Origin of the sequence: Wolbachia endosymbiont (group B) of Erebia ligea (assembly GCF_947179575.1) — a bacterium.
Taxonomy (GTDB): domain Bacteria; phylum Pseudomonadota; class Alphaproteobacteria; order Rickettsiales; family Anaplasmataceae; genus Wolbachia; species Wolbachia pipientis_C.
Genome location: NZ_CAMXBW010000002.1, coordinates 676,287 through 692,027 on the forward strand (window position 1 = coordinate 676,287; position 15,741 = coordinate 692,027).

Genomic DNA, 15,741 nt, shown 5'->3' on the forward strand with positions numbered 1-15,741 from the left:
AAATTTTTCTTCTAATTACAGCTGTTTTGTATTCTATAGTTTTCTGTAATGTGAGTGCTAAGTCAATACCGGAGAACAGCAAAATGCTCTTTTGGCAAACTGGAGTTAGAAAGGGAGCAAATGTTTTCAATAGAAAAGTTGATAGTGACTTAATCAAAGCAGCAAAGGAATACAAAATTGGTTTTATTCGTCTTGCTCCTGACAAATTTGAAACTACGCAACGTGACTTCCTCTTAGGCAATGCAGACAATTATCCGGGCCTGATTTCCAAAGACCTGAAAGTTCTGAAAGATGTTTTAGATGCTTTTCATCAACAAAAAATACCAGTAGTATTAACGATGCTTAGCTTACCTGGATCTAGATGGAAGCAAAATAATAACGATAAAGATGATTTACGTTTATGGTCAGATCAAGCTTTTCAAAAACAAGCAGCAAAATTTTGGCAAGATCTTGCGAAAGAGCTTAAAGATCATCCTGCTATTGTTGGATATAATATCTTAAATGAACCACATCCAGAAAGGCTTTATAATACTGCAGATTCGGCTATTTATAACGTAGAACAAAGCAAAGTTCAGAAGAATCTATTTGGCTTTTATAGCAGCGTGGTAAACAGTATCCGCCAAGTTGACTCAGAGACCCCAATAATACTTGATAGCAGCAGTTATGCTGACTCTAATACTTTTAACAAATTTGAACCAGTTAGTGATAAAAATGTTCTTTATTCATTTCATATATATGAGCCCTTTGCTTATACAAACTTAAAATTAAACCAAGGTAACTTTGCCTACCCTGGGCATATTCAATCTTCTGATACAAATAAAATGGAGCATTGGGATAAGAATCAGTTAAAATCATATATAGAACCAGTCAAAGTTTTCCAAGAGAGATATAATATACCAAATTATAAGATCTTTGTTGGAGAGTTTGGCGGGCATCGCTGTTCAAAAGGATTAGAGAACTATTTTCGAGATCTTACTTCTATTTTTAATGAATATAATTGGCATTTTGCTGTTTATGGCTTTCGAGAAGATATGTGGGATGGTATGGATTATGAACTTGGAAGTAAGAAATTACCGTGGAAAGATTGGCAAGCAATTGAAGAGGGTAGGATGAAAAAAAGTTATTTGCCAGATAATCCAGTTTTTAAGATATTAAGAGAAGAATGGTCAAGTCAGCTCGCTGGCCATTCGTCATAAAAAAATGTTTCTTCTATTGGTCTTCTTTTTTTTTCTTTGACTTCAGCACCCTCTTCCTCATAACCAACTGCTATTATTGACATTATGTTAAAATCATCAGGTATATTAAAACTTTCTGTTACTTTTTTCTTGTCAAAGCCACCCATCTGATGTGCCATTAAGTTCATAGCTGCAGCCTGCAGCATAAGTGCATAATTTGCTGCACCAGTATCATGCTTAGCCCAAAAATTTTCTCCTTTACCTTGTTTACGGAAGTTCTTAGCGCTTAGAGATATAATTAGTATTTGTGCATCTTTTGCCCACTTTTGATTAGATTCATCAAGGCAACCGAGCAATTTTTTCCATGCGCTTTGATTGTTCTGTTTGTTGCATATCACATATCGCCAAGGTTCATCACCAAAACACGAGGGTGTTAGCCTTACAGCTTCTATTAAAATATCCATTTCTTTCTGAGATATTGCTCTTGTAGGATCGTATGAACGTCCGCTGTGTCTTTCCTTCATCAACGATAATAGATCTTGTTTACTCATCATTTTTAAATAGTGCATAAATAATTCATTGTAGCGCAATATAAGCAAAATTTAAATTGCAAAACCTCTTATACACATATATTATATCTAGTAAGTTATTTTTATTGGGAAGATATGTTTATAACACAATCAAGCAGTAGGTCAACACTGGCTGAAATATTGTCTTGCGTTTTACTTTTATTCTTGATGGCTCAAATAAGCATACCATTGCAGCCTGTGCCTATCACATTGCAAACTTTGGGATTAATGCTTGTTGGGCTTAAATTTAACCGCAGAACAGCATTCTATTCTGTGCTTACATATCTATCACTTGGTGCAGCAGGATTTCCTGTTTTTGCGAATTTTTCTGGTGGTCATCATATTTTTCTCGGGCCAACAGGTGGATATTTGATTGGCTGTTTAGTTGCTGTTGTAGTAATGAGCAGAGTAAATGAATTACTGAACTCTAAATATAAATCATTTATGTGTAATTCTTTAAGTTGTCTGGCGGGTACAGTCGTAATCTTTATTTGTGGTATTAGTTGGCTTACTATTTACGTGGGTCTGAAACAAGCAATAATGGTAGGTGTTTTACCATTCATCCTTCCTGGTTTGGTAAAAATTTTTCTACTTGTAGCAGCTTTGCAGTATTTGAAAAAGTGATAAGGTTTCGTCCTCATCATTTTATGTGCACTCTTACATTTCAAGGGTATGGATATTCTCAGAGCTTTGTAGAAAATTACAAAAAGATAGCAAGTAAAGTAATTAGTGATCCTAATACTAAAATCGAAGTAGTTGATAATCTTGACGCTATTTGTAGTGTTTGCCCAAACCAGACTAAACAAGGTAAATGTACCACACAGGCTAAAGTTTTAGAGCTAGATAGAAGGCATATGGAAATTTTAGGAATAAAAATTGGCGAGATTTTGACCTGGAATGAAGCAGTAAAAAGAATTAGAAAGAAAATGTCTTTAGAGAAATTTGACTACGCATGTGAGGAGTGTAATTGTCAACCATATGGAATGTGTAGAAGTGCTCTTTTAACTCATTCTAAATAGTATCTGCCAATTAATAATATCTTTATTATTATATTAGATAAGTAATTTAGCATTTATGAATTTGTAATGTGTTGCGTATAGTTCAAAGAAATAAGATTTACTGGTTACGCGCTGCAGCCAATGCCATAACACTAGGATCTATGTTTGTCTGCATGTTAATTTGCGTTGTGATTTTATGGAGGTCTTCTGTTACCTATGCTAGTGAAAATTTGGAGATACAGAAGGTCTTTGATAGTGTTGTCAAGCATATAAAAGCTGATAAAAAATATAAAGATCTTGATGTTCTCGAGAGAAAAAGTGACAAATTTAATATCAAAATTTCGCAGAATTCTGGCAAGAATTTTGACATATACTCTATTTTAAAAAAAGCAAAAGATTCCTTTGAGTTAGGAGATAGTGAAACAGCTACTTCTCTCCTCAATCAGATTATCGCAAAATTTCCTTATCATGAAAGTGCTTTAATTGGACTAGGGAATATCTATTACGCTAACAAAGAATTTAAAAAAGCTGTAGAGATTTACACAAGACTGTTAAAAGAATATCCTAGCAACCCTTATGTATTAAAGAATTTTCTGACGATAATCTCACAATATGATCCTAATTTAGCATTGAGTGAAATGTTGAAATTGTATGATACACTCAGAAATAGCGCCCCTTTATCAGCAAATTTAGGTTTGATCTATATGAAAAAAGGGGATTACGTAAAAGCTAAAGAATATATGAAAGCAGCAATTTCTTTAGATCAAAACAATATTTTTTATACCTATAATTTAGCTGTTATTCTAGATAAGCTCTCAGATTTTAAAAATGCCACAGCATGTTATTCAAAGTTGTTGAACATGTCAAAAAATGCAAGTGAAAGAATACCTTTATACAAGGTAGCAGCAAGACTAAAATTCATACAACTCCATAGTGCGCACCCAGCGATTCCATAAGAGTTGCTTGTATCGCTATTTTTGTTTACAACAACAACATTGAACTATAGAATTATATCTAGAGGGGCAATTAGCTCAGCTGGTAGAGCATCTCGTTTACACCGAGGAGGTCGGCAGTTCAAGTCTGTCATTGCCCATTAGCCTAGTTGAATATTAATATTACAATTATTTCAATCAAAGTATAGAAAATGCAAGACAACATAGTACCAGTTTCAATAGTGAAAGAGCTAGAGGATTCTTATCTCTCCTACGCAATGAGTGTGATCATAAGTCGAGCTATACCTGATGTGCGAGATGGATTTAAACCTGTTCATAGGCGCATATTATACGCAATGTCGAGGGCTGGGTTCGATGCCGGTAAACCGTATAAAAAAGCAGCTCGTATAGTCGGGGATGTAATGGGAAAATATCACCCACATGGTGACATGGCTATCTATGACTCCTTGGTCAGGATGGCTCAAGATTTTTCTCTTCTTTTACCACTTATTGATGGGCAAGGTAACTTTGGTTCGATAGATGGAGATCCGCCAGCTTCAATGCGATATACAGAAGCAAGGCTCCACAGAGTGTCGCATTTTTTACTAAATGATATTGACGAAGATACAGTTGATTTTAGGCCAAACTATGATGGAAATGAAACAGAGCCTGTTGTACTGCCTGCAGAATTTCCGAATCTATTGGTAAATGGTGCAAGCGGTGTTGCAGTTGGTATGGCAACCAATATTCCTCCTCACAACCTTGGAGAAATAATAGATGCTTGTATGTTATATATAGATAATCCTGAAGTTACTTTGGATGAGTTACTTGAAGTGATGCCAGGACCGGATTTCCCAACTGGGGGAACGATTCTTGGAAGGTCTGGAATAAGATCAGCATTTGCAACGGGTCGTGGATCAATTGTTGTGCAAGGCAAGACTCACATGGAAGACCTGCCACAAGATAGGCAAGCAATAGTGATTGATGAAATACCTTACCAGGTAAATAAAGTAAAATTAATTGAGAAGATAGGTGAGCTTGTAAAAGAAAAAAGAATTGATGGCATAACAGAAATTAGGGATGAATCTGATAAGTCTGGTATTAGGGTAGTAATTGACCTCAGAAGAAATGCTGAAGCAAGTTTTATACTTAATCAAATATTGGGACTAACTCCACTAAGAAGTAGTTTTAGTGTTAACACTTTAGTCCTCAACAACAACAGGCCTGCTTTGATGTCGTTGAAAGAAATTATAGCTGCTTTTATTGATTTTAGAAAAGAAGTATTAATCAGGAGAACAGAGTGTCGTCTAAGAAAAACGAGGGAAAAAGCTCATATATATATAGGGCTCTACATTGCGGTCTTGAGCATAGATGAAGTGATAAAAATCATCCGTGGTGCAAAAGATCCTGCGGAAGCAAGTAGAGAACTTTTAAATAAAGAATGGAAAACTTCAGCTGAGATAAGCACAATTATTGGATTAATCTCAGACAGCACGAGCTTTTTGAAAGACGGAGTGTATAGATTAACTGAGCTGCAAACGAAAGCTATTCTTGACATGAAATTGCAACGTTTAACAGGCCTTGAAAAAGACAAATTAGAAGCTGAGCTAAGTTCAATGATTAACCTGATAAAAGAATATATCGCTTTTCTTGGTTCAGTAGAGAAGTTGATGAAAGAAATAAAAAACAATCTACAAGAAATAAAGAACAGATTTACTGTGCCGCGAAAAACTTCAATAGAAGAATCAGATATGGACATCGAAGCTGAAGATCTAATTCTACAAGAGGATATGGTAGTAACCGTAACTATGAATGGTTACATCAAACGTGTGAAACTCTCTCATTATAAAACCCAGCATCGTGGTGGAAAGGGAAAGCTAGGACAGGGATTAAAAGAGGAGGACGTAATTACAAAATTATTTGTTGGAAATACCCACACTAGTCTTTTATTCTTTTCTAATACTGGTCGAGTTTACAGATTAAAGGTTTATAAACTGCCTCTTGCAGAACCAACTGCACGTGGAAGAGCACTTGTTAATATATTTCCGCTTAGCGATGGTGAAACAATAACTAACATTATGCCGCTTCCGAGTGAGAATGACGAAAATCAAAATATAGTTTTTGTTACTGCTCATGGGAACATAAGGCGTAACTCCTTAGCGGATTTTCACTATATTCCAAGCAATGGAAAAATAGCAATAAAGCTCGACGAAGGGGATAAGTTAATATCAGTTAAAGTATGTAGCGAAATTGATCATGTTCTACTTTCAACAACACTTGGAAAAAGCATCAGATTTGTTGTAAGCGATGTGCGTCAATTTAAGAGTCGTAATTCAGATGGTGTAAGAGGTATCAAACTTGCAAAAAATGACAGTGTGATATCCATGACCATACTAAACGGCATAGGTATTGCAACAGAAACAAAAGAGCTTTACTTAAGAGTTCCGCTTGCAAAAAGGATGGAAGCTGTAACCAACAACTCAATTGATTCTAAATTAGAAAAAACTTTGAATGATTTAGGAATAGATAACAAACTGTTCTTAAAACTTGCAATGAATGAGGAGTTCATATTAACTATTACTGAAAATGGCTTTGGTAAAAGAACTTCTGCGTACGAGTATAGGGTAACAAATAGAGGTGGTGTTGGTATTACAAATATCCTTACTACCGACAGAAACGGTAATGTTGTTGCTAGCTTTCCAGTTGAACAGGGTGATAATATCATGCTTATTACAGATAAAGGAAAGTTAATTCGTATTTCAGTAAATGATATCAGAATTGCAGGACGTAGCACTCAAGGAGTCACTCTGTTTAAAACAGAGAGTAGAGAGAAGGTGGTGTCAGTAGCGAAAATTGAGGATCCTGATTCCACTGAAGATAGTATTTCCGAAATTGAAAACTCTGTTTCTTCTTAACTGTATAGCAAAGGTTAAGCAAATAGTGCAAATTTCTATTGATTAATCTATAGTATTTAAATTAAAATATATGTCTATGTTCAAGTAGAGATTGATGGATAAGAAGTTAACTAAAAATAAAAAATCATTAACGAATGAGAAGAATAAAAAAACATCTCTTGTTAAAGATTTTGCCAAAAATAAGAGTAGAAGAGATTTTATCACATTAACTACGTGTGCCATGGCAGGTATAGGAGCTGCAAGCGGTCTTTGGCCATTGGTTAAGTCTATGAATCCTTCTGCTGAGGTTTTAGCGATGTCTACGGTTGAGGTTAATCTATCTGATATTCAAGAAGGACAAGGAAAAAAGGTAAAATGGCAAGGTAAGCCAGTATTTATCCGTAAGCGCACAAAACAAGAGATTGAGGCTGCAAGAGCCATAAATGCAGAAAATTTGAGAGATCCTGAATCAGATGAAAAAAGAGTATACAAAGGCAAAGATGAATGGTTAATTATGATTGGAATATGCACCCATCTTGGATGTGTACCAGTTGATCACGCTACAAAAGACGGCAACGGTTGGTTCTGCCCTTGTCACGGTTCATATTATGACACATCAGGCCGAGTAATTGGCGGTCCTGCACCAAAAAACATGGCTATACCTGACTACTTTTTTCCAAGTGAAAATATTGTAGTAATTGGCAAGAAGGCTTAACGGATTTTTATAATTAAAGTAATAAAAGTATATTCCATTTCAAGAAGCACACTGACTTCATAGGCAAAGCTCTTGAAGTCTATCAAGCTAATTTTATACTATGCACATATTCGGGTGATAATTAAGAAACTTGCCTGCCAAATCTTCAGAGTTGACAGCTATAGTATTTTCTAAAATGGATGATAAAGTTCCATTATGGTATTACCAACCAAAAGCTGTAAGTCTGTATATTTATACATGAGAGGTCTGAGGCGGCTTTTGATGGTATGCCAACAGTATTCTATAGGATTCAAATCTGGTGAATATGTTGGAAGATACAGCAAATGACAGCCAAAAGACTCTATTAATGATTTTGTTTTAGTGGTCTTATGAAATGTAGCATTATCCATAACTATAGTTGTGCCAAGTGGCAATTTAGGTAATAACATCTTCTCCAACCATGTATTGAATACCTCTTTGTCACACCCACCTTTGAAAGTCATTGGTGCAATAAATCTCTTTCCAATCCACCCGGCTACTATACTGATTCTCTCTCGAGTTCTCCCTGGAATATCTGCATAAATTTTCTTTCCTCTTGGAGCGCGTCCATATTCTCGGTATAACTTATTATCAACTCCTGCTTCATCTATATATAAGATGCTGGAATGGTCTATTTTTGAGATTTTATCAATAAATTGCTCCCTATCTTCTTGATTGCGCTCTTGATATAGTGTGACTTTTTTTTAAAGTAATTTTTAGCTGTTTTAGTCTATACCAAATTGAGTTTATTCCAAATCCAAGATTTTGTTTCATCTCTGCCAGAGTATGATCTGGATTCTTTGTAACATATTCTTCGAGTATTTTGGGGTCTATTTTTCGAATAAAGCTACCGTTTTTAGATGGCTTGAGGCTTTCACCAGCAGCTTTCTTTTTTAACCAACGGTACAGAGTTGCTATTCCTATCTCCATAAGCTCTGCTACCTCAACCTTTGTCTTACCTTTTTCTATCATCAATACTGCCTTTTCCCTTAAATCCACACTATATGCCATTATAACTCAAATACTTTATTATACCTTTATCATTTACTTTAGGAAATACTATAAATTTAAAACTTGTTCCTTTGCGTCAGAAAAATTCTGACTAACTTGCTTAAAGTTATTTTCTAACTCTTCGAGGATGGAGCTGAAATTAAAAAAACTTTTCTGCATTTTATCAAGATTTTGAGTTATATAGCTTAATACATAAAGATAGAGACAAGAGGGGAAGAGATATGGTAAAGCAAGAAAAGCTGAAAGTGAGGGAATAAATGGAGTAACCATATCAATATGAATTAAGGGAAAGAGTGATTTCAATGGAATCGGGAGTCGCAATAGTAAAAGTGAAAGAAATCTTCAAAGTAGAACTATCCCCCAAAGCTGCACATTGACATAGAATATCCTTTATCAGGGATGGACGTAAACATTGAAGATCTTCCCCTAGAGCTGGATATAGATATAAAGTCATTTATACCATTCCCTATATTCGAGAAAAATATCACATGCCAAGAACCTTGTCAAAATTATATAATCTATCTCTAGAGCAGGTTATTGAGAATGTCAATCCACATAAAAGAGCCAGGTATTCCTAACACCACTAAACTCACAAATTCATTTGCTAGAGTTTATAAGTTCTTGTTTATAATAATTTTATTATATCGTAAAACCATCTATATCGGCCTATTTAAACAGTATTTTACTTTCCTTAAGGATTTTTTAAAGACCACCTATTGAATTCTATGATATTATTTTTTGTGAGATTGTTATACACGTTATGGCAAGGAAGGCAGAGAGATTTGTTAAGTAGTTTTTGCATCTATATGAGCTACTTGAATAATGGTTACAATATTTGTACAATTGTACAGCATGAGCTGAGTTCGCTTAGCCCTTATCTACATATTCAGTTCCACCAACAGTTATTGCATCGACCTTGAGTGTTGGCTGACCAACTCCAACAGGCACATTTTGTCCGTCTTTTGAGCACGTGCCAACACCAGGATCTAACTTTAGATCATTACCAATCATTGATACTTTTTTTAGCACTGTTGGCCCATCACCAATTAGCGTTGCTCCTTTGACTGGTTGTGTAATTTTACCATTTTTTATTAGGTAAGCTTCCGAAGATGAGAAAACAAATTTTCCTGATGTTATATCAACTTGTCCACCACCAAAATTTACTGCATATAGGCCTCTCTTTACACTGGATATTATTTCTTCTGGTGTATATTTTCCTGGCAACATATAGGTGTTTGTCATGCGTGGCATAGTAACTTCTTTGTAACTTTCTCTTCTACCATTACCAGTTGGATTTACACCCATAAGTTTAGCGTTCATATGATCTTGCATATATCCTTTTAGAATTCCATCTTCTATAAGCACATTATAGCCAGGTAAAGTACCCTCATCGTCTATGCTAATAGAACCACGCAAATTAGGTAGAGTTCCATCATCAATTACAGTAATGTTACTGGCTGCCACTTGTTTACCCATAGAATTTGAAAATGCCGAGATTCCTTTACGGTTAAAATCACCTTCAAGTCCATGACCTACAGCTTCATGCAATAATATTCCTGGCCAACCTGAACCTAAAACAACTGTCATCTCTCCAGCCGGAGCTGGAATTGCCTCAAGATTTACTAGCGCTTGCTCTAACGCTTGGTTTGCAACTTCTTTCCACTTCTTCTCAGAAACAAATTTACTATAAGAGTCTCTTCCACCGTGCCCTGCAGAACCTCTCTCAGCTCGGCCATTTTTCTCTACGATGACTAGTACATTAAAACGTACCAAAGGCCTAATATCGCTTAACCTGTGATCATCTTTTATTATTTGTACAACTTGCCATTCTCCATTTAGAGTTATTTTTACCTGCTTCACGCAATTATTCTTCGACCTTACATACTCATTAACCTCATTAAGTAGTTTAATCTTTGAGCTCAGGTCCATTTCATTTATGGGATTAATCGTTGAATACAGGCTTTTTGCCTCCTCATTTAAGTTTACTGAATTCGTTTTGCTTAAAGATGCTGAACTTTTTACCATGGAAGCAGCTTTACTAATTTCTTTTTCGCTAATCTCAGAAGAGCAAACAAAAGACGTACTATCTTCACAAAAAGACCTTAGACCAAATCCTCTTCTGATATTTAAATCCATATGTTTTAATATATTATCATCAAAAACTAGGGATTCTGATTGGCAAAACTCTAAAAATAGCTCACCACCATCACTATTGCTCAAAGCGTTGTTGACTATTTTATATACATTATTAATATTAACATTGTTCTGAGCAAAAAATATTTGATCTAGATTTGGCATTACCTTTAAGTTAAAAACTATTTGAGTATATTATTTTATTTTAACATAGTAAATCACAAAAAGCCCGGGTGGCGGAATTGGTAGACGCGCTAGCTTCAGGTGCTAGTAACTTTTCAAGTTGTGGAAGTTCAAGTCTTCTCCCGGGCACTCTGTATTGATTTTCAAGTCAATTAATGTTATGATATAATATGTATTTACTGTTAAGTTTATGAGTTATGAGAAAGAGGGGCTTATTTACAGAAAAAAAATACGAACTTATTCAAAACGCTTAGTTACTGCACTATCTATTGCTTCTTTGAGTGGGTACATAGCAGCATTAGCCCTAAATATTTCTTCCTTAAGCTTGTATTTTACTATTGTCAGCACTATGCTAAGTGCACTTTCGCTTGCTTTAAATATATGGTCATTAACTGATCATTTTAGGCAGTGTGGCCTTAATAAGCAACTCGATACCTCTTGGCAAGAGAAATTAATGAAGATCTGCCTCGACATTGCATCTAACGTTTCATTTTTAATAGGAGGAATTACATCTATATTACCTCTTGAATTTCCTATTATCCCCTTTATTTCCGTTGCTTTTTTTATTCTAGGTTGTACCTTTATGGCAACCAATTTCATTCGAACTATGATTAGTCAGCCGCAAATAGATGAAACCAAAACCTCAAAGTTAGTGATCATTTGAACATTCAATCTGCAATAGCTGCCTAATTATTACATGTTAATAACTTAGCTTATTTAACTTGACAAATTACGCCATCCCCCTTACTATGATAGCAAGAGTATTTACCCTTGTTTTTAATCTCCGCGGATTTAACAGCAAAATTCAGTAAAAAACTCAAATATTTATTGGCAAATTACATAAAAATTATAGCGGCTGCATGTCTTTTTTATTTTTTCTACATTCAGCCAAATCGCGCTTAAAACAAGCGTTAGCACATTATTACAACGCCAATTTAAATTATTATAGGGTCAAAACTCGCTATACGGGGGTTCTTTTGTCTTTTTTTTATTTAGTAAATTTCTTAATATTTGTAGCTAAAGTAATTTAAAAGAGCCAGTGTGGGACACACAACCGCACTAACGTTTATTTTTGAAGGTACTATTTATATAGTAGATGGTCACTGGAATCCAGCTTTTTCATAATCATCAAAACATTGATTACTTTTATACTCGTAAATTTAACTAGATCCCAGTGTCTAGCACTGGGATGACAGCATTATAAAGGAATCAATGTCAGATACTTGAATGACATCACTATAAAGTAGATTCCTGTGCTGAAATAGAGGCTACTTAAATGACAAGATAGATAGAACTGGCATGAATTGGATTTGAGTAACTCAAATGACCAATGAAAACTGTAACCCTAAACATTGAAGCACTATTATGCACTAAATGATAACTTTCATACACTTGTCATGGTTGTCGTGAAAGAAATAATTCGTACAATAAGCATGAATGAAAGAATTTACATATTATAAAGTATTAATAGTTAGTTAATTTATTAGGTGGAGATATGGGATATAAGTTAAGAAAAAGAGAATATAATTATAATGAAAGTTTATTTAAAGAGATAGGTATTCAAGTACAAGAAGTAGAAGGTCGTAACTTCTTAGAAATATCTAATATAATAGCAAAAAATTATAAAAGGTTATCAAGAAAGTGTCACCCAGATAAACCAGGAGGTAGCGATGAAAAAATGCAGGCCCTTAACAGAAATAAAGCAGCACTTTTGCAATATATTAAACCACTAAGTGGAAAGAATCAGGGATTAATCATTACTGAGGAATGGAAAAGGTGTTTACAGTCAATTCAGCAAGGTCAGAATGATAAGCGTACAAAGTATTATGTTGTTTTTAGTTTGGTAAGATTCCTACTGTCCGTCTCGTCATTAGTGTCGTATATTTACTTGGGGTTTAAGCTATATAAGGCTGCTAATTTTACTGACGCACCTGGCATTTTGTTTAGTGCGAGCCTAATAACATTAGTTACAACTTTTTTCTTATCTGTTTATTTGATAGCTTCTGTAGTTAAAGAAGCTGTGGATTTGCAAAATTCTCAACGGGAACAAGGTGAAAATTTAGATCAAGAAGAGAGACGGGAAGAAATATTAAAAAGTAAAAGATTTAAATATTTCATTTTTACTTCCCAATGTTCGAGTTATCTCCCTCCTATTTTATTAATAGCAGGTTTGGTGTTACAGTACCAATCTAGTTGCGTAGACAGTAAAATACTCATTGGATTTGCTATAGTACTAGGTTGTACTTTATTATTACAATTAGCAAGTGAGATCTACGAGAGAAAAGTTGTAAATCTTGTAAAAACTGAAGGAAGAGGTGATGAACAAAATGTACCTATAGGAGCATTAACCGAAAAGCCAAGCAGCATTATAAATCCCGATAGTGTTCACGCTCATGGAAGAGAGCAAGTTGTGTAGTGCATTTATTGTTCTTGGATTAATTGATAGCTATTCTCCATACTCAAATCTCTGGCTAAAAATAGCGAGCCACAGATTAGTATGGTTTTGACGTTTTGTATAGAAGCTTTTAGTATGTGATTTGATATAGCATCTCTGATTGATTCACATTCGATAGCATTGATTCCTATATTATGAGCTCCTTCTCTAATTAAATCTGTACTTGTTGCTTTAGGTTCAGATTTAACACAAATCGCGCATAGTAGTTTGATATATGGCTTTAAGTGCTCTAAGAACTCTGCGACGTTTCTGTTACGAGTAACACCAAAGATCATATAGATACCTTCAGCAAAATTGTCTCTTACCCACTTAGCTAACACTCTGGCACCATCATTGTTGTGCGCGCCATCTAGAAATAATTGCCAATCTTTTGGTAATAAAGAAATTAAATTACCTTCTTTTATAGACTCTAGCCGCGCAGGCCAATAAGTGCGCTGTAAACCTGAAGCAATGTCCTCTTCTCCAATATTAAATCCATACTTCCCACTTAAAATGCTACATGCTGCAATTGCGTTTCCTGCATTGATTATTTGATGATCTCCTTTTAAAGATGGCAAAGAAAATTCTATTGATTGAATAGTCGATTGAAAGACTATTCTGTTATTCTGTTTTTCGCAATTCCACTCAAATCCTCCTCTATATAAGGGAGATTTTTTGTTTATTGCGTGTTGTTCTAGCGTGTTCATTATAGATTTTTCTTGTGGTGCTATTACGCAAGGAACATTAGGTTTCATTATTCCAGCCTTTTCACCCGCTATGGTTTCTACGGTAGGACCAAGATATTCTGTATGGTCAAGTGCAATGGAAGTGATGATCGTTAGAATCGGATTATCTATAACATTTGTTGCATCAAGCCTTCCACCCAGACCCACTTCAACTAAAGTAATATCAGCTTTATGACGAGAAAAAGCTAAGAAGGCTGCAGTCGTTGCGGCTTCAAATAGAGTGATGGGTTGTTCTGCGACTGCTATACGGCATTCTTCCAGTGAGTTATGTAATTCACTATCATCGATATCATTGCCTGCAACAACTATTCTCTCATTAAAATTCACTAAATGTGGAGAAGTGTACGTATGAACTTTATACCCTGCTGCTTGCATTATATATCTTATAAAGGATAGTGTTGATCCTTTGCCATTAGTGCCAGCTATGTGAATTATTGGCGGTATTTTTTTCTCGGGATTACCCAGTTTATTTAGAAAACTTTTTATGCGATCAAGAGAAAAATCCTTTGGCCTACTGCCAATCGGCTTAGGCCAATGAGGCATGTATATCATAAATTATTGTTACGTTTTAATTCATCTATTACACTTGCCATGCCATTCGTGTCGATCTTTTCACTAAATTGAGAACGTTGATTAATAGAAATACTTATTCCACTCATTACAACATCGTTTATTAAGAAAGAACTGTCACTTTTAGTAACTTTAAAGTCAATATTTGTAAATTCCTCATCACCATAAGAAAATCTTGTTCCTATCAGACAAGTTTCATCGTTAACTGCTTTTGTACTCATTATGATCATTTCACTATTATTTATGTATTTATACAAAATTTTAGCGCACAAACGCGCGAGATATACTTCATATTCTTTTAGAAACTCTTCTTTTTCTTTCTGAGTAGATAAATTCCAATATTTCCCTATGACAAATCGAGATATTCCTTTGAGGTTAACATTATTCTGAATAATCTTCTGAAGCTTTTCGTGTATATGTTCTGAATTTTTTCTATTCCCTTTCATAGACGTATTATCTACTTGCTGCTTCATGGCAAGCACAAAAGTTTTGTGACCTATACAACTCGCATAAGCACTTGAGGATATTAAAATAAAAATGGTTAAGAGCTTAATAACATTCATAAGATATATTTATTAGCTATGATACTTAAAATGCAAAATTTAACAAAGGCAAAATAATGATCGCTAGTTTTAATATATCTATAGACATACTCTATATAAATAATCTATAATTAATTTAGGGGTCTGTGCTATACGTTATGAGTTAAGTTAAATTTCCCGAGCGATAATCTCTGATCAAGGGGATTGCCTCTGTTAATTTCATTGAAATTAGTATGTGATACCCACCTTAACTTTAGGTCTCAGGAATCTACTAAGACTGACGGTAGATATGGATCCCATTTTTATTATTCAGTTTTATGCTTCACCAATATAAAGAAAAAGGTATTTTTTTCTGTTCATCTCATAGGGTGTTTCAAGTTGTAATTGACGTTGAGAAGTATCCTGATTTTGTTCCTTGGTGCAAAGCTGTTTATATAAAAGAAAAAACTGATAGCCAAATGATTGTGGACCTCCTTGCAGCTTTTCATGGCATTAAAGGAAGTTATACATCAGAAGTGACCTTTCTTTCTCCAAATGGAATAAATGAAAGCTGGATAAAAGCTGTGTCATCAAATGGAATATTTAAACATTTATACAATGAATGGAAATTCACTCCTATGAGCAAAAATAAAACTATGGTAGAGTTCTATATAGAGTTTGAGTTTAAATCCAATTTGTTTTCTACTTTATTAAACTCGGTGTATAAATATGCACAAAATAAAATAATTACTGCATTTAAAGACAGAGTAGAAAGTCTTGCTAAGCAAAAGTTATCTTGACATTATTTATATAAATGCATAAATTTTTTAATAAGTTCAGTA

The 15,741-nt window shown here is 34.5% G+C and carries 15 protein-coding genes, 2 tRNA genes and 1 other RNA gene; 12 read left to right on the forward strand and 6 right to left on the reverse strand.

Features of this window, described 5'->3' with window-relative positions:
* Window positions 1–83: 83 nt before the first annotated feature.
* The gene (locus OM962_RS03905) at window positions 84–1,196 is read left to right on the forward strand and encodes a glycoside hydrolase family 5 protein (RefSeq protein WP_264330873.1); all 1,113 of its coding nucleotides are present in this window, start codon (window positions 84–86) and stop codon (window positions 1,194–1,196) included.
* Here OM962_RS03905 and OM962_RS03910 read toward each other — a convergent pair.
* Window positions 1,172–1,744, reverse strand: coding sequence for a nitroreductase family protein (locus tag OM962_RS03910; RefSeq protein WP_264330874.1), 573 nt, complete (start codon window positions 1,742–1,744; stop codon window positions 1,172–1,174). The two genes, OM962_RS03905 and OM962_RS03910, sit on opposite strands and share 25 nt — an antisense overlap.
* Window positions 1,745–1,840: 96 nt before the next feature.
* Between OM962_RS03910 and OM962_RS03915 the strand changes: the two genes are divergently transcribed.
* The 6 genes from OM962_RS03915 to petA all read left to right on the forward strand — a co-directional run bounded on the left by OM962_RS03915 (window position 1,841) and on the right by petA (window position 7,283).
* Window positions 1,841–2,368, forward strand: coding sequence for a biotin transporter BioY (locus tag OM962_RS03915; RefSeq protein ID WP_211907622.1), 528 nt, complete (start codon window positions 1,841–1,843; stop codon window positions 2,366–2,368).
* Complete coding sequence (locus OM962_RS03920; protein ID WP_319606745.1) at window positions 2,365–2,763, forward strand: DUF1284 domain-containing protein; 399 nt, start codon at window positions 2,365–2,367, stop codon at window positions 2,761–2,763. The genes OM962_RS03915 and OM962_RS03920 overlap by 4 nt, the downstream gene beginning before the upstream one ends.
* Window positions 2,764–2,831: 68 nt before the next feature.
* The gene (locus tag OM962_RS03925) at window positions 2,832–3,698 is read left to right on the forward strand and encodes a tetratricopeptide repeat protein (RefSeq protein ID WP_264330876.1); all 867 of its coding nucleotides are present in this window, start codon (window positions 2,832–2,834) and stop codon (window positions 3,696–3,698) included.
* 64 nt (window positions 3,699–3,762) lie between these two features.
* A tRNA-Val gene (locus OM962_RS03930) sits at window positions 3,763–3,835 on the forward strand.
* Window positions 3,836–3,886: 51 nt separating this feature from the next.
* Window positions 3,887–6,589, forward strand: coding sequence for a DNA topoisomerase (ATP-hydrolyzing) subunit A (gyrA, locus tag OM962_RS03935; protein WP_264330877.1), 2,703 nt, complete (start codon window positions 3,887–3,889; stop codon window positions 6,587–6,589).
* 94 nt (window positions 6,590–6,683) lie between these two features.
* The gene (gene petA / locus OM962_RS03940) at window positions 6,684–7,283 is read left to right on the forward strand and encodes a ubiquinol-cytochrome c reductase iron-sulfur subunit (RefSeq protein ID WP_006014178.1); all 600 of its coding nucleotides are present in this window, start codon (window positions 6,684–6,686) and stop codon (window positions 7,281–7,283) included.
* A 170-nt stretch (window positions 7,284–7,453) separates the two neighbouring features.
* Here petA and OM962_RS03945 read toward each other — a convergent pair whose 3' ends face one another.
* The 3 genes from OM962_RS03945 to tldD all read right to left on the reverse strand — a co-directional run bounded on the left by OM962_RS03945 (window position 7,454) and on the right by tldD (window position 10,610).
* Window positions 7,454–7,954 (reverse strand): IS630 family transposase, encoded by a 501-nt coding sequence (locus OM962_RS03945; protein WP_319606738.1) that lies wholly within the window; start codon window positions 7,952–7,954, stop codon window positions 7,454–7,456.
* A gap of 10 nt (window positions 7,955–7,964) precedes the next feature.
* Complete coding sequence (locus tag OM962_RS03950; protein WP_213864026.1) at window positions 7,965–8,312, reverse strand: IS630 transposase-related protein; 348 nt, start codon at window positions 8,310–8,312, stop codon at window positions 7,965–7,967.
* A gap of 867 nt (window positions 8,313–9,179) precedes the next feature.
* Window positions 9,180–10,610, reverse strand: coding sequence for a metalloprotease TldD (gene tldD, locus OM962_RS03955; protein WP_264330878.1), 1,431 nt, complete (start codon window positions 10,608–10,610; stop codon window positions 9,180–9,182).
* Window positions 10,611–10,672: 62 nt separating this feature from the next.
* Here tldD and OM962_RS03960 point away from each other — a divergent pair.
* The 3 genes from OM962_RS03960 to OM962_RS03970 all read left to right on the forward strand — a co-directional run bounded on the left by OM962_RS03960 (window position 10,673) and on the right by OM962_RS03970 (window position 13,044).
* Window positions 10,673–10,757 (forward strand) — tRNA-Leu (locus OM962_RS03960).
* A 61-nt stretch (window positions 10,758–10,818) separates the two neighbouring features.
* A complete protein-coding gene (locus tag OM962_RS03965) occupies window positions 10,819–11,292 on the forward strand; it encodes a hypothetical protein (protein ID WP_264330879.1) in 474 nt (157 codons plus the stop codon).
* An 831-nt stretch (window positions 11,293–12,123) separates the two neighbouring features.
* Window positions 12,124–13,044 (forward strand): molecular chaperone DnaJ, encoded by a 921-nt coding sequence (locus OM962_RS03970; protein WP_264330880.1) that lies wholly within the window; start codon window positions 12,124–12,126, stop codon window positions 13,042–13,044.
* A 5-nt stretch (window positions 13,045–13,049) separates the two neighbouring features.
* Here the strand turns inward: OM962_RS03970 and OM962_RS03975 are convergent, their stop codons facing one another.
* Together OM962_RS03975 and OM962_RS03980 are read right to left on the reverse strand one after the other, a co-directional pair.
* A complete protein-coding gene (locus tag OM962_RS03975; RefSeq protein ID WP_264330881.1) occupies window positions 13,050–14,360 on the reverse strand; it encodes a bifunctional folylpolyglutamate synthase/dihydrofolate synthase in 1,311 nt (436 codons plus the stop codon).
* Window positions 14,357–14,941, reverse strand: a complete 585-nt coding sequence (locus tag OM962_RS03980; protein WP_264330882.1) for an MlaC/ttg2D family ABC transporter substrate-binding protein — start codon at window positions 14,939–14,941, stop codon at window positions 14,357–14,359. The genes OM962_RS03975 and OM962_RS03980 overlap by 4 nt, the downstream gene beginning before the upstream one ends.
* 117 nt (window positions 14,942–15,058) lie before the next feature.
* Here OM962_RS03980 and ssrS point away from each other — a divergent pair.
* Together ssrS and OM962_RS03990 are read left to right on the forward strand one after the other, a co-directional pair.
* Window positions 15,059–15,220: non-coding RNA, 6S RNA (ssrS, locus tag OM962_RS03985), on the forward strand.
* A gap of 17 nt (window positions 15,221–15,237) precedes the next feature.
* Window positions 15,238–15,699, forward strand: coding sequence for a type II toxin-antitoxin system RatA family toxin (locus tag OM962_RS03990; RefSeq protein WP_416647722.1), 462 nt, complete (start codon window positions 15,238–15,240; stop codon window positions 15,697–15,699).
* The last annotated feature ends 42 nt before the right edge of the window (window positions 15,700–15,741 follow it).